This is a genomic window from Bacillus cereus group sp. MYBK108-1, assembly GCF_051917185.1.
GTDB classification, from domain to species: domain Bacteria; phylum Bacillota; class Bacilli; order Bacillales; family Bacillaceae_G; genus Bacillus_A; species Bacillus_A cereus.
Genome location: NZ_JBQAHZ010000018.1, coordinates 66,818 through 83,629 on the forward strand (window position 1 = coordinate 66,818; position 16,812 = coordinate 83,629).

Below are 16,812 nucleotides of genomic sequence, written 5' to 3' on the forward strand. Positions count from 1 at the left end.
ACATACCGGACTTTTTTCTACACTCAATAGGATAACAACTTGTACTCAAAAACTCAACCGTATTCACCTGCACAATAGTCCATGTAAACGCTTTTTTCCATATTTTTTATAAAAAATTCATTTTTATGCCTCTACAGCGAGCTCATTTCTCACAGCTTGACGAATTTCATCAATATCAAATGGTTTAGCAAAATGCATTAAAGCTCCTAAATCTTTTGCTTCTTGGATCATATCAAGCTCTCCATAAGCAGTCATTAAAATTACTTTAATACTCTCATCAATTTCTTTTACATGCTTTAAAATCTCTATACCATCCATGCCTGGAATTTTCATATCTAACACTACTAAATCTGGATTATCTTTTTTCACGATATCTAAAGCTTGAAATCCATTCGCTGCTTGGAATGTCTGATAACCTTCTTTTTGGAACACTTCATGTAATAACACACGAATCCCATATTGATCATCAACGATTAAAATTTTACCTTCCATAATTCCCAACCTTTCTGTGTAAGTACAAGATTTAAAGCTTCTTATATCTTAACGATTTAATTTCGCTATTCTTTGGCAAATTCCTTCCTATTCTTTCTTATTTTACCGTTTCCTATTTTGTTATGCTACCCTACGATTTCACCTTTCTAAAAAAATAAATTATAATGAAAGCCGGCAAACACGTACGAAGGGAGTAACATTATGTTAAAAATTTTTTCAACTCAATTAAGTGGTTATTTCTCCAGAGTTTCTCAAAAAGAAGAAATGAATATAGAAGATAGCGCTCGTTTACTTGCTCAAGCACTAGTTGGCGATGGTTTCATTTATTTACATGGTACAAATGAAATGGAGGGCGTTGTTGCCGAGGCACTATTCGGTGCTGAACCAATGAAGCAAGCAAAACGCTTATTTGAAAATGGTAAAGAAGCAGAAGTAACCTCTGCGGATCGTGTACTTCTTATTAGCCGTTTTTCAACAGATGAAGCGGTTGTAGAAATTGCAAAAAAACTACAAGAAGAGGGACACTCTATTGTCGGCATTTCTGCTCTTCAAGAAGGTACGGAATCACTCGAACGATATACAGACGTACATATTGATACAAAACTGTTAAAAGGTCTTATTCCAGACGATGAAGGTAATCGCTACGGATTCCCAAGTTTAATAGTAGCCTTATTTGCTTATCACGGGATCAAATTCACAATCGATGAAATGTTAAATGAATATTAAAAAAAGCGCCTTATTTCAGGCGCTTTTTTTATTACTTGCTCTCTTTATTCGTAATAGAAGCTCTTACGAAGTCATGGAACAATGGTTGTGGACGGTTTGGACGAGAAACAAGTTCTGGGTGGAACTGTGCTGCCACGAACCAAGGATGATCTTTTAATTCAATGATTTCAACTAGACGACCGTCTGGGCTTGTACCAGAGAATACAAATCCTTCTTTTTCCATATCCGGACGGAACTGGTTGTTGAACTCATAACGATGACGATGACGTTCATATACAACCGGCTCATTATAAGCATTGTAAGCATTTGTTTCTTCAGCAAGCTTACATGGGTATAGACCAAGACGAAGTGTACCACCTAGGTCCTCTACATCTTTTTGTTCTGGTAATAAGTCGATGATTGCATATGGTGTGTCAGGGTTGATTTCAGAAGAGTTAGCACCTTCTAAACCTAATACATTACGTGCAAATTCGATTGATGCAAGTTGCATACCTAAGCAAATTCCTAAGAATGGAACTTTGTTTTCACGAGCATATTGAATCGCAACGATTTTACCTTCTACACCACGATCACCGAAGCCACCTGGTACAAGGATACCATCTGTATCGCCAACTAATTCTTTTACGTTTTCTGCTGTTACGTGCTCAGCATTTACCCATTTTACTTCTACATCTGTGTCGAATGAGTAACCAGCATGACGAAGTGCTTCTACAACAGAAATATAAGCATCTTGAAGTTCTACATATTTACCAACAAGAGCGATTTTTGTTTTCTTAGAAAGATTACGCACTTTGTTAACTAGAGCAGTCCACTCTGTCATATCTGCAGCTGGATTGTCTAATTTTAAGTGGTCACAAACGATTTGGTCCATATTTTGTTCTTGAAGAGATAATGGAACCGCATATAAAGTATCTGCATCGCGAGCTTCGATAACTGCTTTTGTATCAATGTCACAGAATAATGCAAGCTTGTCTTTCATATCTTGAGAAACAGGCATTTCTGTACGAACAACGATAATGTTTGGTTGAATACCTAAGCTACGAAGTTCTTTAACACTATGTTGTGTTGGTTTTGTCTTCATTTCACCCGCTGCTTTTAAGTACGGGATTAACGTACAGTGAATGTACATTACATTGTCACGACCGATGTCGCTCTTAATTTGACGGATTGCTTCTAAGAATGGTAGAGACTCGATGTCACCAACAGTTCCACCGATTTCTGTAATAACAACATCGGCATTTGTTTCACGACCAGAACGATATACGCGTTCTTTAATTTCGTTAGTAATGTGAGGAATAACTTGAACTGTTCCTCCTAAATATTCACCGCGACGCTCTTTTTGAAGAACTGAAGAGTAAATTTTACCTGTTGTTACGTTGCTGTATTTGTTTAAGTTAATGTCGATAAAACGCTCATAGTGACCAAGGTCTAAGTCAGTTTCTGCGCCATCATCTGTTACGAATACCTCACCGTGTTGATATGGGCTCATAGTCCCTGGGTCTACGTTAATGTATGGATCAAACTTTTGAATCGTTACGTTTAAACCACGATTTTTTAAAAGTCTTCCAAGAGATGCTGCTGTAATACCTTTTCCTAAAGACGATACTACACCGCCTGTTACAAAAATATACTTAGTCATGAAAAAGCTCCCTTCTATTTTGCTGTTATATAATCACCGTTGCAAAGCGCAACGTATGTAGATAACACTGTATCCATCTTATTGTTAGACTCTTTTTATTTTCTAAACAAAAAACAAAAAAGAAAATTGCTCCCCTCATCACAAAAAGTAATAAGTAGGGAGCAATTTTCTTTTATATTTACACTTTAAAAGTATTATCGTCCTTTTTTAAAGAGCCCAAAAATGATTCTACATGGACGATAATGAAAAGTCAAGAACTACAGTTCTTCCTCTTCTTCTTCTTCAGTTTCGTCATACTCAAGTTCTTCTTCAGCGAAGTCGTCGTCATCTTCGTCTAAATCATCAAGATCGTCGTCATCTCCGTCTTCTTCTTCAAGAACCTTGTCCAAATCTTCTACATCATCATCTTCGTCTTCATTTACATCTGCATCGTCGAAGTCATCTTCATCTTCTTCAATGTAGTCGTCAAAACCGTCTTCTTCAACTTTACGTTTCTTCTTCGGTTTTGGTTGAGGCAAGATTTCTTCATCAATTTGCTCGTATGGGTACCAGCTGCGTAGCCCCCAACGATTTTCTCCTAAATTAATGAAACGTCCATCGATGTTTAAGTCTGTATAAAATTGTGCGATTTTCGCATTAACTTGCTCTTGAGATAGTCCCAGCACTTGAGCGATTTCTTGAACCAACTCGTTGAATGTCGTTGCTTGTTTTTTATCCCCTAAAACGCTATGTACAACTTCAATCATTGAACATTCTTTTAGCTCTTCTGGTGAATATTGCTTAAAATCCACTTATGCGGCACTTCCTTTCATCAAATATAACCTTATATATAACGGCCTGCTTAAAAAAATCCATACTATTCATTATAAACAAAAGTCGCACAAATATGCTACAAAAAAAACGGGAAACTTTTATAGGGTAGTAAAATTATAATTTGTCTGTTCCTTATTTCGGAAGCATATGGGCCCCTTGCAATACATACCTAATTTGCATTTCTGTATATTCTTCGAGCGTATACAGTTTTTGCAGCGCCCAGCGTCTAAATCCCCACATCTGTCCTTGTATAAAAATATTATGGGCAAGAAGCTGTATTTCTTTTTTATTTAATGTAAATGTTCCATTTTCCGTACACTGTTCTAAAATATTCTCGAACATTCCTACCATTTGAAACTCCTTTTCTAATACATACGGAAGTGATTCTTTCGGTAAAAAGCGTACCTCTTGATACATTATCAATACTTCTTCCTGTAATTCATCCATCACTTTAAAGTAATTCGTTATTGCTATCTTTAAACTTTCTACACTCCCTTTTTCTGTACAAACTACTTCCTCTAATCTTTCTTTTACATGTTCATAAATACTATCACAAACTAAATACAAAACATCATCTTTTGTACGAATGTACTCATAAAGTGTCCCTATACTAAATCCAGCCGCTTTTGCAATTTCTCTCGTTGTTGTACGCGGAAATCCTTTTTGTTTAAACAGTTGCACCGCACCTTTAATCATTTGCTCACGTCTTAACGCAACTAATTTTTCATCTTTCACCGATGCATGTACATTATGTTTAACCATTCCCTTCACCTCTCTCTATTATTTTTTGGAAGGAAAAAGCGTAGGAAAATACCTACGCTTTCGTTCCTACTTCGTTAACATACGAGAAATTACAAGCCTCTGAATCTCTTGTGTTCCTTCATATATTTGTGTAATTTTTGCATCTCGCATATAACGCTCTACTGGATAATCTTTCGTATAACCGTAACCACCAAATACTTGCACCGCTTCAGTCGTCACCCTCATCGCTGTATCTCCTGCAAATACTTTTGACATCGCTGACTCTTTTCCATACGGAAGCCCTTCTGATTCAAGCCAAGCCGCTTGATATGTTAAAAGGCGTGCCGCTTCTACATCTGTTGCCATATCCGCAAGTTTAAAGCCAATCCCTTGCTGCGCCGCAATTGGTTTTCCAAATTGATGGCGCTCCCTTGCATATTCTACAGAAGCATCTAAAGCCCCTTGTGCAATACCAACAGCTTGCGCCGCAATACCGTTACGACCTCCATCTAATGTTTGCATCGCAACTTTAAACCCTTGCCCCTCTTCTCCAAGTAGATTCTCTACAGGAATACGGCAATCTTCAAACATAATTTCAGTCGTTGGTGAAGAGCGAATCCCTAGCTTGCTCTCCTTCTTCCCAACTGAAAATCCCGGTGTATCACTTTCTACAATAAATGCACTCGTACCGCGCTGCTTTGATTCAGGATCAGTTAGCGCAAAAACGACATAAATATCAGCAATACCGCCATTTGTAATGAAAATTTTTGATCCATTTAAAATATAATGGTCTCCATCTCTCTTTGCGATTGTCTTCATTCCACCAGCATCCGATCCAGATCCTGGCTCCGTTAAGCCGTATGCACCAATTTTCTTTCCTTCAGCCATCGGTCGTAAAAACTTTTGCTTTTGCTCTTCCGTCCCAAATTTAAAAATTGGCCATCCCGCAAGTGAAGTATGCGCGGACAGTGTTACGCCTGTTGAAGCACAAACGCGGGATAATTCTTCAATAGCGATTACGTACGCTAAGTAATCGCTTCCAATTCCACCGTACTCTTCAGGCCACGGAATACCGGTTAAACCAAGCTCTGCCATTTGATCAAATAATTCTCGATCAAATCGCTCTTCCTCATCACGCTCAGCTGCTGTTGGTGCCACTTCATTTTTAGCAAAATCTCGAACCATTTTTCTTATCATTTCATGTTCTTCTGATAGTTTAAAATGCATCTCCGTCTCCCCCTCGCCCTTTTATAAAGCACGGCTAATAACAAGTTTCTGTATTTCACTTGTTCCTTCATATATTTGCGTGATTTTCGCATCACGGAAAAATCGTTCTACTGGATAGTCTTTCGTATAACCGTAACCACCAAACACTTGCACCGCCTCAATCGCGACTTCAACCGCTGTCTTAGAAGCAAATAATTTCGCAATAGATGCTTCTTTACCGCATGGTAATCCCTGTGCCCTAAGAGATGCCGCTCTATATACGAGTAACCTTGCTGCTTCGACACTTGTTGCCATATCTGCAAGCTTGAAGCCAATCCCTTGCTGCGCCGCAATTGGCTTCCCGAATTGCTCTCTTTCTTTTGCATAATCAATTGCACAGCCAAGCGCCGCTTCAGCAATTCCTAACGCCTGCGCACCGATTCCAATTCGCCCAACATCTAAATTCGCCATCGCCACCTTAAATCCTTGTCCTTCTTCCCCAAGTAAATTCTCAGCTGGCACTTTCATATCTTCAAAAGTAAGTTGTACTGTACGAGAACCGAGAAGTCCCATCTTATGTTCATCTTTTCCGATGATTAAACCAGGTGTATCTTTCTCTACTATAAATGCAGAAATACCACTTTTTCCTGCCTCTGGATTTGTAGAAGCGAATACAATGTATGTACTTGCTTCACCACCATTTGTAATAAACACTTTCGATCCATTAATAATATAATGATCACCTTTTTTCACAGCTCTTGATTTCAAACTCCCTGCATCTGATCCTGCATTTGGCTCTGTTAAAGCAAATGCACCTAAATATTCCCCAGTTGCAAGTTTAGAAACATATTTTTTCTTCTGTTCTTCTGTTCCGAAATATAAAATCGGATTCATTCCAACTGACGTATGTACAGCTAAAATTACACCAACTGTTGCACTTACCTTTGAGATTTCCTCAATTGCTAGAATGTAAGATATAAAGTCCATTTCTGCCCCACCGTATTTTGCAGGCGCTGGAATACCCATTAATCCAAGCTCACCCATCTTTTGCAAAATCTCTTTCGGGAACACCCCTTGTTCCATACTAGGAACAAAGGGAGCTATTTCCTTCTGTGCAAAATCCCGAACCATTTTCCTCATCATTTGCTGCTCTTCATTAAAACGAAAGTTCATATATTCCGCCTCCATTTGCTATATATCCTTTAAATAATTTGGTAAGACCACTATGTTGTAACAAAGGGGGCATTTATTCGTAAACGTAGAATCCACGACCTGTTTTACGCCCTAACCATCCTGCATTCACATACTTACGTAATAACGGACATGGGCGATATTTACTATCTCCTAATCCTTCATGCAACACTTCCATAATGTATAAACACGTATCTAAACCGATAAAATCGGCGAGTGTCAAAGGCCCCATCGGATGGTTCATACCAAGCTTCATGACTTCATCAATTGCTTCTTTCGTCGCTACACCTTCATATAACGTATAAATTGCTTCGTTAATCATCGGTAGCAAAATACGATTTGATACAAAACCTGGGAAATCATTCACTTCAACTGGTACTTTCCCAATTTTTTTCGTAATATCTTCAATTGCTTCATATACCGCATCATCGGTAGCCAAACCACGAATAATCTCAACAAGCTTCATAACTGGAACTGGATTCATAAAGTGCATACCGATTACTTTTTCCGGACGCTTCGTTACCGCTGCAATTTCTGTAATTGGCAGAGATGACGTATTCGTTGCTAAAATTGCGTGTTCTGGAGCAATTTCATCTAGATTCGCAAAGATTTTCTTTTTAATATCCATTTTCTCAACAGCTGCTTCAATAATAAGATCCGCTTCTTTCACACAATCTAAATCAAGCGTTACTGTAAGACGATTTAATGTGGCTTCCTTCTCTTCTTCCTTCATACGTCCTTTTTCTACTTGGCGTGCTAAGTTTTTCGTAATGATAGCCAATCCTCTATCTAATTGCTCTTGCTTTAAATCTTGTACCTTCACGTCATATCCTGCCATTGCACATACTTGTGCAATTCCTGATCCCATTTGCCCTGCACCAATTACAACAATGTTTTGTACACCCATTTTTCTTCCCCCTTAATTGTTAATAAATTTTATACCCTCGAACTTTAATTAGTGAACTTCAATCATCACTGCGTCCCCTTGACCGCCACCGCTACAAATCGAAGCAATTCCAATTCCACCGCCGCGCTGCTTAAGTGCATGGATTAGTGTAACGATAATGCGCGCTCCGCTTGCTCCAATTGGATGTCCCATCGCTACCGCGCCGCCATTTACATTCAATTTTTCCGGATCAATTCCTGCGATTTCTGTACTTGCAATTGCTACCGCTGCAAAGGCTTCATTAATCTCGAATAAATCAATGTCTTCAATTGTCTTTCCTGTTTTTTCAAGCAATGCGTTAATTGCATAACCTGGAGTTCTTGGGAAATCTTTAGATTCCACTGCAATTGCTGTATGCGCCAAAATTGTCGCTAATGGCTTTCTTCCTTCTTGCTTCGCTCTGTCTTCGCTCATTAATACAAGTGCGGCACCACCATCGTTTAGTCCCGGCGCATTACCAGCTGTCACCGTCGCTGTCTTATCAAATACAGGTTTTAACTTTGCTAACTTTTCAATCGTTGTATCTTCACGTGGCGCCTCATCCTTTGCAACGACAATAGGATCGCCTTTTCTTTGCGGAATCGTTACTGGCACGATTTCCTCTTCAAAACGCCCTTCTTTATGCGCTGAAACCGCACGCTGATGGCTACGATATGCCCATTCATCTTGCGCTTCGCGAGAAATTCCATCTTCCTTTGCAACTTCTCCGCCATAAACGCCCATGTGTGTACCTGAAAATGCGCATGTTAAACCGTCAGCAACGTTTAAATCAATAACTTCGTTGTTGCCCATTCTGTATCCCCATCTTGCTCCACGTAAAATGTAAGGACTGTTACTCATCGACTCCATACCGCCAGCTACAATCAGTGATTGATCGCCAGTACGAATAATCTGATCCGCTAACGTAACCGCACGAAGCCCTGATGCACAAACTTTATTCACTGTTTCCGTCTGCACTTCCCAAGGGATTCCAGCAGCCCTCGCAGCTTGGCGCGATGGAATTTGTCCCTGCCCACCTTGAATAACCGTTCCAAATATAACTTCTTCAACATCACTAGCCGCAACATTTGCTCTTTCAAGTGCTGCTTTAATTGCAATTCCTCCAAGTTCCGTCGCTTTTACATCCTTTAAAGATCCTCCAAATTTTCCAACTGGTGTTCTTGCAGCACTTAAAATAACTGTTTTACTCATGTTTCTTTCCCCCATTTCATTTTTTAACACTGAGCGCTCGCTCGGTATCCCTACGTTGAGAAGAGGTGCAATCATTGCACCTCCTTCTAAAGTTGTATACATTCTTACAAACTACATTGCTTCTTTTTTCTGTCCGATAACAGATCGTTCTAAAATCTCTGTCACATCAAGAGTTTGAACTTTCTCTTCTACCTCTTTCGCTTTCGTTCCATCACTGATCATCGTTAAGCAATATGGACAACCTGTACCGATAATGGATGGCTGTACAGCTAATGCTTGTTCTGTACGAGCAACGTTAATACGAGAACCTGTTGTTTCTTCCATCCACATTAAGCCACCACCTGCGCCACAGCACATTCCAGTTTCACGGTTACGTGCCATTTCTACAAGATTCACTCCAGGAATCGCTTTCAAAATGTCACGTGGCGCTTCGTACACTTCGTTGTATCTTCCTAAATAACAGGAATCATGGTACGTAACTGTTTCTTTAATAGCGTGAACAGGCTTTAAGCGCCCTTCTTTCACCCACTGAGCTAACAATTCTGTATGATGATAGACTTCTGCTTGCAAGCCAAAGTCCGGATACTCATTTTTAAATGTGTTATAAGCATGAGGATCAATCGTAACGATTTTCTTCACTCCTGCCTTTTCAAATTCTTCGATATTCTTTGTCGCCATCTCTTGGAATACAAATTCATTTCCGAGGCGGCGTGGTGTATCTCCAGAATTCTTTTCTTTATTACCGAGAATTGCGAATGAAATGCCTGCTTCGTTCATTAACTTCGCAAACGATATCGCAATCTTCTGACTACGATTGTCGTATGATCCCATTGAACCAACCCAGAATAAATACTCGAATTCCTCCCCAGCTTTTGATTTTTCTTTTACAGTTGGAACTGTTACTTCGTCATCACCTTGGCGCCATGTTTCACGCTCTTTACGGTTCAGACCCCACGGATTCCCTTGACGCTCGATATTTGTCATCGCGCGTTGTGCTTCCGCGTCCATTTTTCCTTCTGTTAAAACGAGATATCGACGTAAATCAATAATTTTGTCAACATGCTCATTCATAACTGGGCATTGATCTTCACAGTTACGACACGTTGTACATGCCCAAATCTCTTCTTCTGTAATAACATCTCCGATTAAACTCGGATCGTAAGCGAGCGTTGTAGACGCTGATTCTTGTTGTCCTTTTCCAGCTGCCATCATTGCTAACTGATTTCCTTGTGTATTATTGAAGGCAACTACTGGAACCCACGGTGCTTTTGATGTTACCGCAGCTCCTTTATCAGTTAAATGATCGCGAAGTTTTAAAATTAAGTCCATCGGCGATAACATTTTTCCTGTTCCTGTCGCCGGACACATATTTGTACAACGGCCACACTCTACACAAGCGTATAAGTCAATAAGTTGATTTTGTCTAAAGTCTTCAATTTTACCAACACCAAATGTTTCTTGCGTTTCATCTTCAAAATCAATCTTTTCAAGCTTCCCTGGGTTTGAAAGACGACCGAAGAATACATTAGCTGGTCCTGCAATTAAATGCGCATGTTTTGATTGTGGAACATACACTAAAAACGTTAACAAAATTAGTAAATGCACCCACCAAGAAAAATAGAACACTGAAATGGCTACGGTTTCATTTATCCCGCTAAAAACGTAAGCGATTGCAGAAGCAATTGGTTCACTCCATGAAAGCTCCTCGCCATGCCATATAAGTCCCATACCGTTACCAAGTAGCACAGAAATCATTAAGCCACCGATAAAGATAAGAACAAGACCTGATTTGAAGTTACGTTTTAAACGAACAAGCTTTTCTACATAACGTCTATGAAAAGCCCAAAATACTGCAATTAAAATAACAAGTGTGACAATTTCCTGGAAGAATGTAAATGCAGGGTATAGTGGTCCAAGTGGAAGATGTGATCCTGGTGCGAGTCCTTTCCAAACGAAGTCAATTGCTCCAAATTGGACAAGAATAAATCCGTAAAAGAACATAACGTGAATGATGCCGCTTTTCTTATCTTTCAGCAGCTTTTTTTGACCGAAAACATTGACCTTAAGGAGATCCCAACGCTCTTTAAAACGACGGTCAAATTCAATTTTTTTTCCTAATTGTATGTAGGCCATTCTCGTCCGTATAAGATATACAAACAAATATCCTGCATAAGCAATAACAGCAATGGCAGCCAGCCAATTAATGATCAGTAAGCTATTCATTTTTATGCTACCCCTCTCTTTGTAAGCCCTCTTTCTTTTTTGAATCTTCAAAAATATATAATTTTCTGAATTATATCCCCTATCCCCATTATATAATGAGTGAGCATTCAGTCAACAGTTTTTTGTTATAGAACAACACATTTTTTCATAAAGCTGTTTATTTCGGTGAAACTATAAAGTGAAACTTTAATCAGCAGGGGTGGTTCATCCCCCGCTGATTATTAGTTGAACCAATCGGGCTTTTACGGGCAGTTGATTTCCAAACTAGCTTCTGCTTATTCATCAATTTTTGAAATAGGAAGCTTACTGCCCGTTAAAGCGGGATAAAGTGAACCTTTAATCAGTACAAGATCTATCCTCTAAAGAAATTTATAATAACAGCCGTGCTACCCGTATCATTTGTAACACACTGAAGGTGAAAAGAATGCGAAGGAGGGAATTCACTAATGCTCTACTTATCTCTTTTGTTAATATCCGTTGCTCTTTGGATTACAATTGACCTTTCATACGGGAGACTTCTTCATTTAAAACGAGTAAGCTCTCGCACTTTCCCTTTACGTCAAAGTGATTTTCACCTTTATACATACGGGAAAGATTTGTATGACGCTTTATTTACTGATATAAAACAAGCACAGCATCACATTCATATTTTATTCTTCATTGTAAAAAACGATAAAATCAGTCGTGAATTTTTAAAATTGCTGATTGATAAGGCTCAGGAAGGAATTGAAGTACGACTTTTACTTGATCGATTTGGCAGCCATTCTTTATCAAACGAAGCTATTCGCTCCCTGCAAAAACATGGTGTATCTTTTTCATTTTGTCATAAGGTAAAATTTCCTCTGCCTTTCTTTTCTGCCAATCAACGAAATCATAGGAAAATTACAGTGATTGATGGGAAAACCGGCTATATCGGGGGATTTAATATCGGTGAAGAGTATCTAGGGCATAATGAATATTTAGGATTATGGCGAGACTACCATTTACGTCTTACAGGAGAAGGGGTTCAAGATTTACAAAAGCAATTTTTGCATGACTGGTTTGATGATACGAAACAAAATTTATTAGATGCTTCTCTTTATTTTCCAAAACAAAACCCAGGTACCATCCTGCATCAATTTATTCCGACTGATGGGGCTTATTTACAGCATACTTTTTTACATTTAATTAACGCGGCAAAAAAAGAAATCTGTATCGGTACACCATATTTCATTCCTGGAAAAAAAATTATGAATGCCTTATTAAAAGCAAGAGAAAGAGGGGTTCAAATCACAATTCTTGTTCCAGAAAAAGCTGATCACCCTCTTGTTCGAGAAGCCAAATTTCCGTACTGCCGAAAATTAATACAGGCTGGTTGCAATATTTATGCATTTCAACAAGGTTTTTTTCACGCCAAAATTATTATAGTAGACGATGATATTTGCGATATCGGAACAGCAAACTTTGATATGAGAAGTTTATATATTAACCATGAAATAAACTGCCTGTTATATAATAAACATTTCATTCAAACAGTAAAAAAGAAATTCCATGAAGATCTAGAGAATGCATCTGTACTTTCCTATAGCGATGTAAACCCGCCTTCTCTTATCGATAGAGGAAAGGAATGGATTGGAACAATGTTTGCTTTCTTTTTATAGGAAAGACAATGAATAAAAGAGGTGTATCTCATATGCTTATACGGTTTGGATATGTCTCACATGCAATGGCACTCTGGGACTGTTCTCCTGCCAAAACAATGACGTTTACAAGCTTTAAGAAACTCAGCAAGCAAGAGCGAGAAGACAAACTGTACCATGTTATAAGGCAAAATTTAGAGCACACAATACGTATCCTTCATTACAATATAGCGCATGAAATCCCACTATATCGCCTATCGTCTTCCATCGTCCCACTTGCAACACATCCCGAAGTCGAATTTGACTATATTGGGGTATTCACACCACTTTGGCGTAAAATAGGGGCTTTAATTAAAGAACACAATTTACGAATAAGTTTTCATCCAAATCAATTTACGCTATTTACAAGCGACAAGCCACATATTACTACTAACGCTATTACGGATATGACTTATCATTATAAAATATTGGATGCTATAGGCATTGCAGATTCTTCTTACATTAATATTCATGTAGGTGGAGCCTATGGAAATAAAGAAAAGGCAATTGAGCGCTTCCATGAAAACATAAAAAAACTTCCTACACATATAAAAAAACAAATGACTCTTGAAAATGATGATAAAACCTATACAACCGCTGAAACTTTATCAATTTGCCAAAAAGAAAATATTCCATTTGTATTTGATTATCATCATCATATGGCCAATCTTTGCGAGGAACCACTAGAAGAGTTGCTTCCTGCAATTTTTGAAACTTGGTCACATACAAATATCTCTCCTAAAGTTCACATTTCCTCCCCGAGATCGGAAAAAGAATTTAGGGCTCATGCTGAATATATCGATTTAGAGTTTATTAAGCCTTTCTTACACATTGCAAAAAAACACAATCATAATTTCGATATTATGATTGAAAGTAAACAAAAAGACTTAGCACTATTCCAATTAATAGATGAACTTTCTGCTATAAGAGGAATTAAAAGAATAGGTGGTGCAATGTTACAGTGGTAAATTGTAACTTTGCACCATTTTTTCAAAAAAGTAATTTTTATAGTAAAAAACATCCTATTTTATATGCTATTATTTAAATTAGCATTCCCTCGAGATTCAACTTTATTGAAACGGAGTCATAATATGATTAATCAAAAAAAATATGTACAATTTGTCATAATATACATATCTATATTTGCTCTTTGGATACTCTTTATTCCAAATGAATCGCATATAAAGGAGATTGGAATTCTTTTCTTATTCTGTTTCGCTGCACTTTTTTCTTGTCACTGTTTATATAAAGCTATTAAGAGAATGAAACGCAGCGATAAACTATTTTGGATTTTATTACTATGTACTTGCCTATGTGGGTTAGTTATGGAGATAACCCTATTTCTTAGTTCACTTTCTATACATGATCAATCTATATTTTCATATAAAGCATTACCTTTTTTTATCATACAATATATTTTGCTCTTTGTTGGATTTGCTATAAAGTTTATAAAAATTTACTCTATTAAGGGTCTTGCTCAATTTTCATTCGATAGCATCTTTATTGTTATTATGAACATTTATTTCACCTTAACTTTTATCTTAGACCTTTCAAGCTTCCGCATGTTAACAAAGGATACTTGGATTTTAATTGGGTATTTCATTGCACAATCATTAGTAATTTACGCCGTTATTAGCCTATATAGAAGAGAACAATATTCTTCTAGTAGAATTGCATTAATTATCGGTTTCACTATTATACTCGTATACGGTTATATTCATCTGTTTCAATTGAATTTTGGGATGAAAACTTCTGCTGAAATTAATTATTTAATACACACTGCTTCTATTTTATTAATTGGACTTTCTTCCATACTATATATTTTAGATAAACCAATGCAGCATGAAACGAAAACAAAATATTATCGATTCGATTATGTACGTTTTATACTACCTTATTTTAGTATAATTATTACTTTTTCTTTTATTATCATTCAACCTTGGGATGATAAATTCATGTTAATCGGTCTCGTATTATCACTTATTTTGTTATTCTTGCGGCAACTTTACATGTGGAAAGATAATCAAGCACTAATTCATACATATGAACAGTTGACTACACAACTAGAGGACGAAGTTGAAGAAGGTGCATTTGCATTATCAAAAAGTGAACAACGTTATAAATCTTTATTCGAGGACCATCCCGATGCCGTTTTCTCTTTAAATATGAATGGCATTTTTCAACAATCTAATAAGGCGTGCGAAAGCTTATTTACTGCCTATTATTGCGAAGTGGCAAGCTATTCTCTGGTACACTTCATTGATTCAAAAGACCACGAACTACTAAAGAAGGCTTTACAAATTACAAAGGAAGGTAGGCCACAAACGTTAGAAGTTCGTACAAAAGAACAAGAAGGCTATTATTATTATCTCCATATTACACTTATCCCTACTTTTATAAACAAAGAAGTGGTCGGAATGTTTGGGATAGCACGTGATATTACCACCTTATATGAAAAACAAAAACAAGTAGAACATTTAGCCTTTCACGATGCACTTACTGGATTACCAAATCGTCGAAAGTTCGAAAAAGATTTAAAAGCCATTTTAAATACAGCCCAAACTAACGCAAATGATGTCGCCGTCATATTCCTTGATTTAGATCGATTTAAAAAAATTAACGATAGACTTGGCCATGACGTTGGAGATTTATTATTAATTGAAGTAGCAAAAAGATTACGCGGTTGCTTGCGTTCAAAAGATATCGTCGCTCGCCAAGGTGGAGATGAGTTTACAATTCTATCACCAGAAATGTACTCAGAAAAAAGTGCAATTTTTATAGCTGAACAGATTTTAACTATTTTAAACAAACCATTCTTCATTCAAGGCGAAGAACTCTCTATTACACCAAGTATCGGAATTGCGATGTACCCTGATTATGGAACTGATGTAAATGAGTTAATGAAAAATGCTGATATGGCTATGTATCGTGCGAAAGCAAATGGAAAAAACAGATTTGTTTTCTTCTCAAAAGAAATGAGTATCGCTCAAAATGAAATTCAATTCTTAGAAGGTGAACTTTCAAAAGCATTACAACAAAATGAATTTTTCCTTGAATACCAGCCACAAGTAAGCACAAAAACAAAACAAATTATCGGTTTTGAAGCATTAATACGTTGGAAGCATCCAAAACTCGGTATCGTATCTCCTGCCCAATTTATCCCTCTAGCAGAGGAAACTGGTTTTATTATTGAACTTGGCAATTGGATTTTACGTACTGCTTGTTTAGAGGCAAAAAGATGGCATAATCAAGGTTTCTCTCACTTAAAAGTTGGTGTAAATTTATCTGTTGTTCAATTTAACCATGCAGATTTAATCCCAACTATTTCAAAGGTATTGGAAGAAACAGAACTGAAACCAGAAGCACTAGATATTGAAATTACGGAAAGCATCGCAATTAATCAAAATCAATCTGTAGTTGCAAAACTAGAACAACTTCAAAATCTCGGTATTCAAATTTCAATCGACGACTTTGGAACTGGTTATAGTTCTTTAGCTTATTTAACAAAATATCCAATCAACACATTAAAAATCGCTCGAGAGTTTATTTGTGGAATTACAACTAGCCCTTTAGAAGAAGCAATTGTCTCTTCCATTATTACACTATCAAAACAACTAAATTTAGAAGTGATTGCAGAAGGTGTAGAAACGGAAGAAGAATGGGAATTTTTACATAAACAAAATTGTGATCACATTCAAGGATTCTTTATTAGCAAACCTGTTTCTAGTAAAGACGTTTGGATGTTACTCCATAAAAAAACAACCGCCTAAGTAAGACGGTTGTTTTTTAATATTCAAAAGGTAAATCTTTAGCTAATTGTACCTCTTGATCGTTATGAGAAATTATATGGCTTTTCTCTAATGCCGTATCGCCTAATGAAATACCCCATGCCATCGCTAACGTTAATAAACTACCAATAAGTAATTTCTTCATATTCCATCACCCACATTTTTTATTTTAATATATCATGAAAATTTATCTCTATT

14 protein-coding genes are annotated in these 16,812 nt (G+C 37.2%); 4 read left to right on the forward strand and 10 right to left on the reverse strand.

Features of this window, described 5'->3' with window-relative positions:
• Positions 1 to 123: 123 nt before the first annotated feature.
• A complete protein-coding gene (gene spo0F / locus ACTFSL_RS21460; protein ID WP_000398594.1) occupies positions 124 to 492 on the reverse strand; it encodes a sporulation initiation phosphotransferase Spo0F in 369 nt (122 codons plus the stop codon).
• A 201-nt stretch (positions 493 to 693) separates the two neighbouring features.
• Between spo0F and ACTFSL_RS21465 the strand changes: the two genes are divergently transcribed.
• Positions 694 to 1,218 (forward strand): DUF2529 domain-containing protein, encoded by a 525-nt coding sequence (locus ACTFSL_RS21465; RefSeq protein WP_000912402.1) that lies wholly within the window; start codon positions 694 to 696, stop codon positions 1,216 to 1,218.
• A 31-nt stretch (positions 1,219 to 1,249) separates the two neighbouring features.
• Here ACTFSL_RS21465 and pyrG read toward each other — a convergent pair whose 3' ends face one another.
• The 8 genes from pyrG to ACTFSL_RS21505 form a co-directional block, all read right to left on the reverse strand.
• Complete coding sequence (gene pyrG, locus ACTFSL_RS21470; RefSeq protein ID WP_000170460.1) at positions 1,250 to 2,857, reverse strand: CTP synthase; 1,608 nt, start codon at positions 2,855 to 2,857, stop codon at positions 1,250 to 1,252.
• 257 nt (positions 2,858 to 3,114) lie between these two features.
• A complete protein-coding gene (rpoE, locus tag ACTFSL_RS21475; RefSeq protein WP_000346278.1) occupies positions 3,115 to 3,648 on the reverse strand; it encodes a DNA-directed RNA polymerase subunit delta in 534 nt (177 codons plus the stop codon).
• A gap of 154 nt (positions 3,649 to 3,802) precedes the next feature.
• Positions 3,803 to 4,432, reverse strand: coding sequence for a TetR/AcrR family transcriptional regulator (locus ACTFSL_RS21480; protein ID WP_000238605.1), 630 nt, complete (start codon positions 4,430 to 4,432; stop codon positions 3,803 to 3,805).
• A 66-nt stretch (positions 4,433 to 4,498) separates the two neighbouring features.
• Complete coding sequence (gene acdA / locus ACTFSL_RS21485) at positions 4,499 to 5,638, reverse strand: acyl-CoA dehydrogenase AcdA (RefSeq protein WP_000545544.1); 1,140 nt, start codon at positions 5,636 to 5,638, stop codon at positions 4,499 to 4,501.
• Positions 5,639 to 5,659: 21 nt separating this feature from the next.
• Positions 5,660 to 6,790, reverse strand: coding sequence for an acyl-CoA dehydrogenase (locus tag ACTFSL_RS21490; protein ID WP_001011179.1), 1,131 nt, complete (start codon positions 6,788 to 6,790; stop codon positions 5,660 to 5,662).
• A 73-nt stretch (positions 6,791 to 6,863) separates the two neighbouring features.
• The gene (locus ACTFSL_RS21495; RefSeq protein WP_000538874.1) at positions 6,864 to 7,715 is read right to left on the reverse strand and encodes a 3-hydroxybutyryl-CoA dehydrogenase; all 852 of its coding nucleotides are present in this window, start codon (positions 7,713 to 7,715) and stop codon (positions 6,864 to 6,866) included.
• Between the two features lie 48 nt (positions 7,716 to 7,763).
• Positions 7,764 to 9,047 carry an acetyl-CoA C-acetyltransferase gene (locus tag ACTFSL_RS21500; protein ID WP_002195957.1) on the reverse strand — a complete coding sequence of 428 codons (1,284 nt, stop codon included), beginning with the start codon at positions 9,045 to 9,047 and terminating at the stop codon, positions 7,764 to 7,766.
• A gap of 9 nt (positions 9,048 to 9,056) precedes the next feature.
• Complete coding sequence (locus ACTFSL_RS21505) at positions 9,057 to 11,168, reverse strand: heterodisulfide reductase-related iron-sulfur binding cluster (protein ID WP_440042365.1); 2,112 nt, start codon at positions 11,166 to 11,168, stop codon at positions 9,057 to 9,059.
• Between the two features lie 446 nt (positions 11,169 to 11,614).
• Between ACTFSL_RS21505 and cls the strand changes: the two genes are divergently transcribed.
• The 3 genes from cls to ACTFSL_RS21520 all read left to right on the forward strand — a co-directional run bounded on the left by cls (position 11,615) and on the right by ACTFSL_RS21520 (position 16,596).
• Positions 11,615 to 12,808 carry a cardiolipin synthase gene (gene cls / locus ACTFSL_RS21510; protein WP_000966423.1) on the forward strand — a complete coding sequence of 398 codons (1,194 nt, stop codon included), beginning with the start codon at positions 11,615 to 11,617 and terminating at the stop codon, positions 12,806 to 12,808.
• A gap of 32 nt (positions 12,809 to 12,840) precedes the next feature.
• Positions 12,841 to 13,794, forward strand: coding sequence for a UV DNA damage repair endonuclease UvsE (gene uvsE, locus ACTFSL_RS21515; RefSeq protein ID WP_002184090.1), 954 nt, complete (start codon positions 12,841 to 12,843; stop codon positions 13,792 to 13,794).
• Positions 13,795 to 13,917: 123 nt separating this feature from the next.
• A complete protein-coding gene (locus tag ACTFSL_RS21520) occupies positions 13,918 to 16,596 on the forward strand; it encodes a DUF4084 domain-containing protein (protein ID WP_440042366.1) in 2,679 nt (892 codons plus the stop codon).
• 16 nt (positions 16,597 to 16,612) lie between these two features.
• On the opposite strand, the gene ACTFSL_RS21525 is transcribed toward ACTFSL_RS21520, so the two are convergent.
• Positions 16,613 to 16,759 (reverse strand): quorum-sensing peptide PapR, encoded by a 147-nt coding sequence (locus tag ACTFSL_RS21525; RefSeq protein WP_000734730.1) that lies wholly within the window; start codon positions 16,757 to 16,759, stop codon positions 16,613 to 16,615.
• Between the last annotated feature and the right edge of the window lie 53 nt (positions 16,760 to 16,812).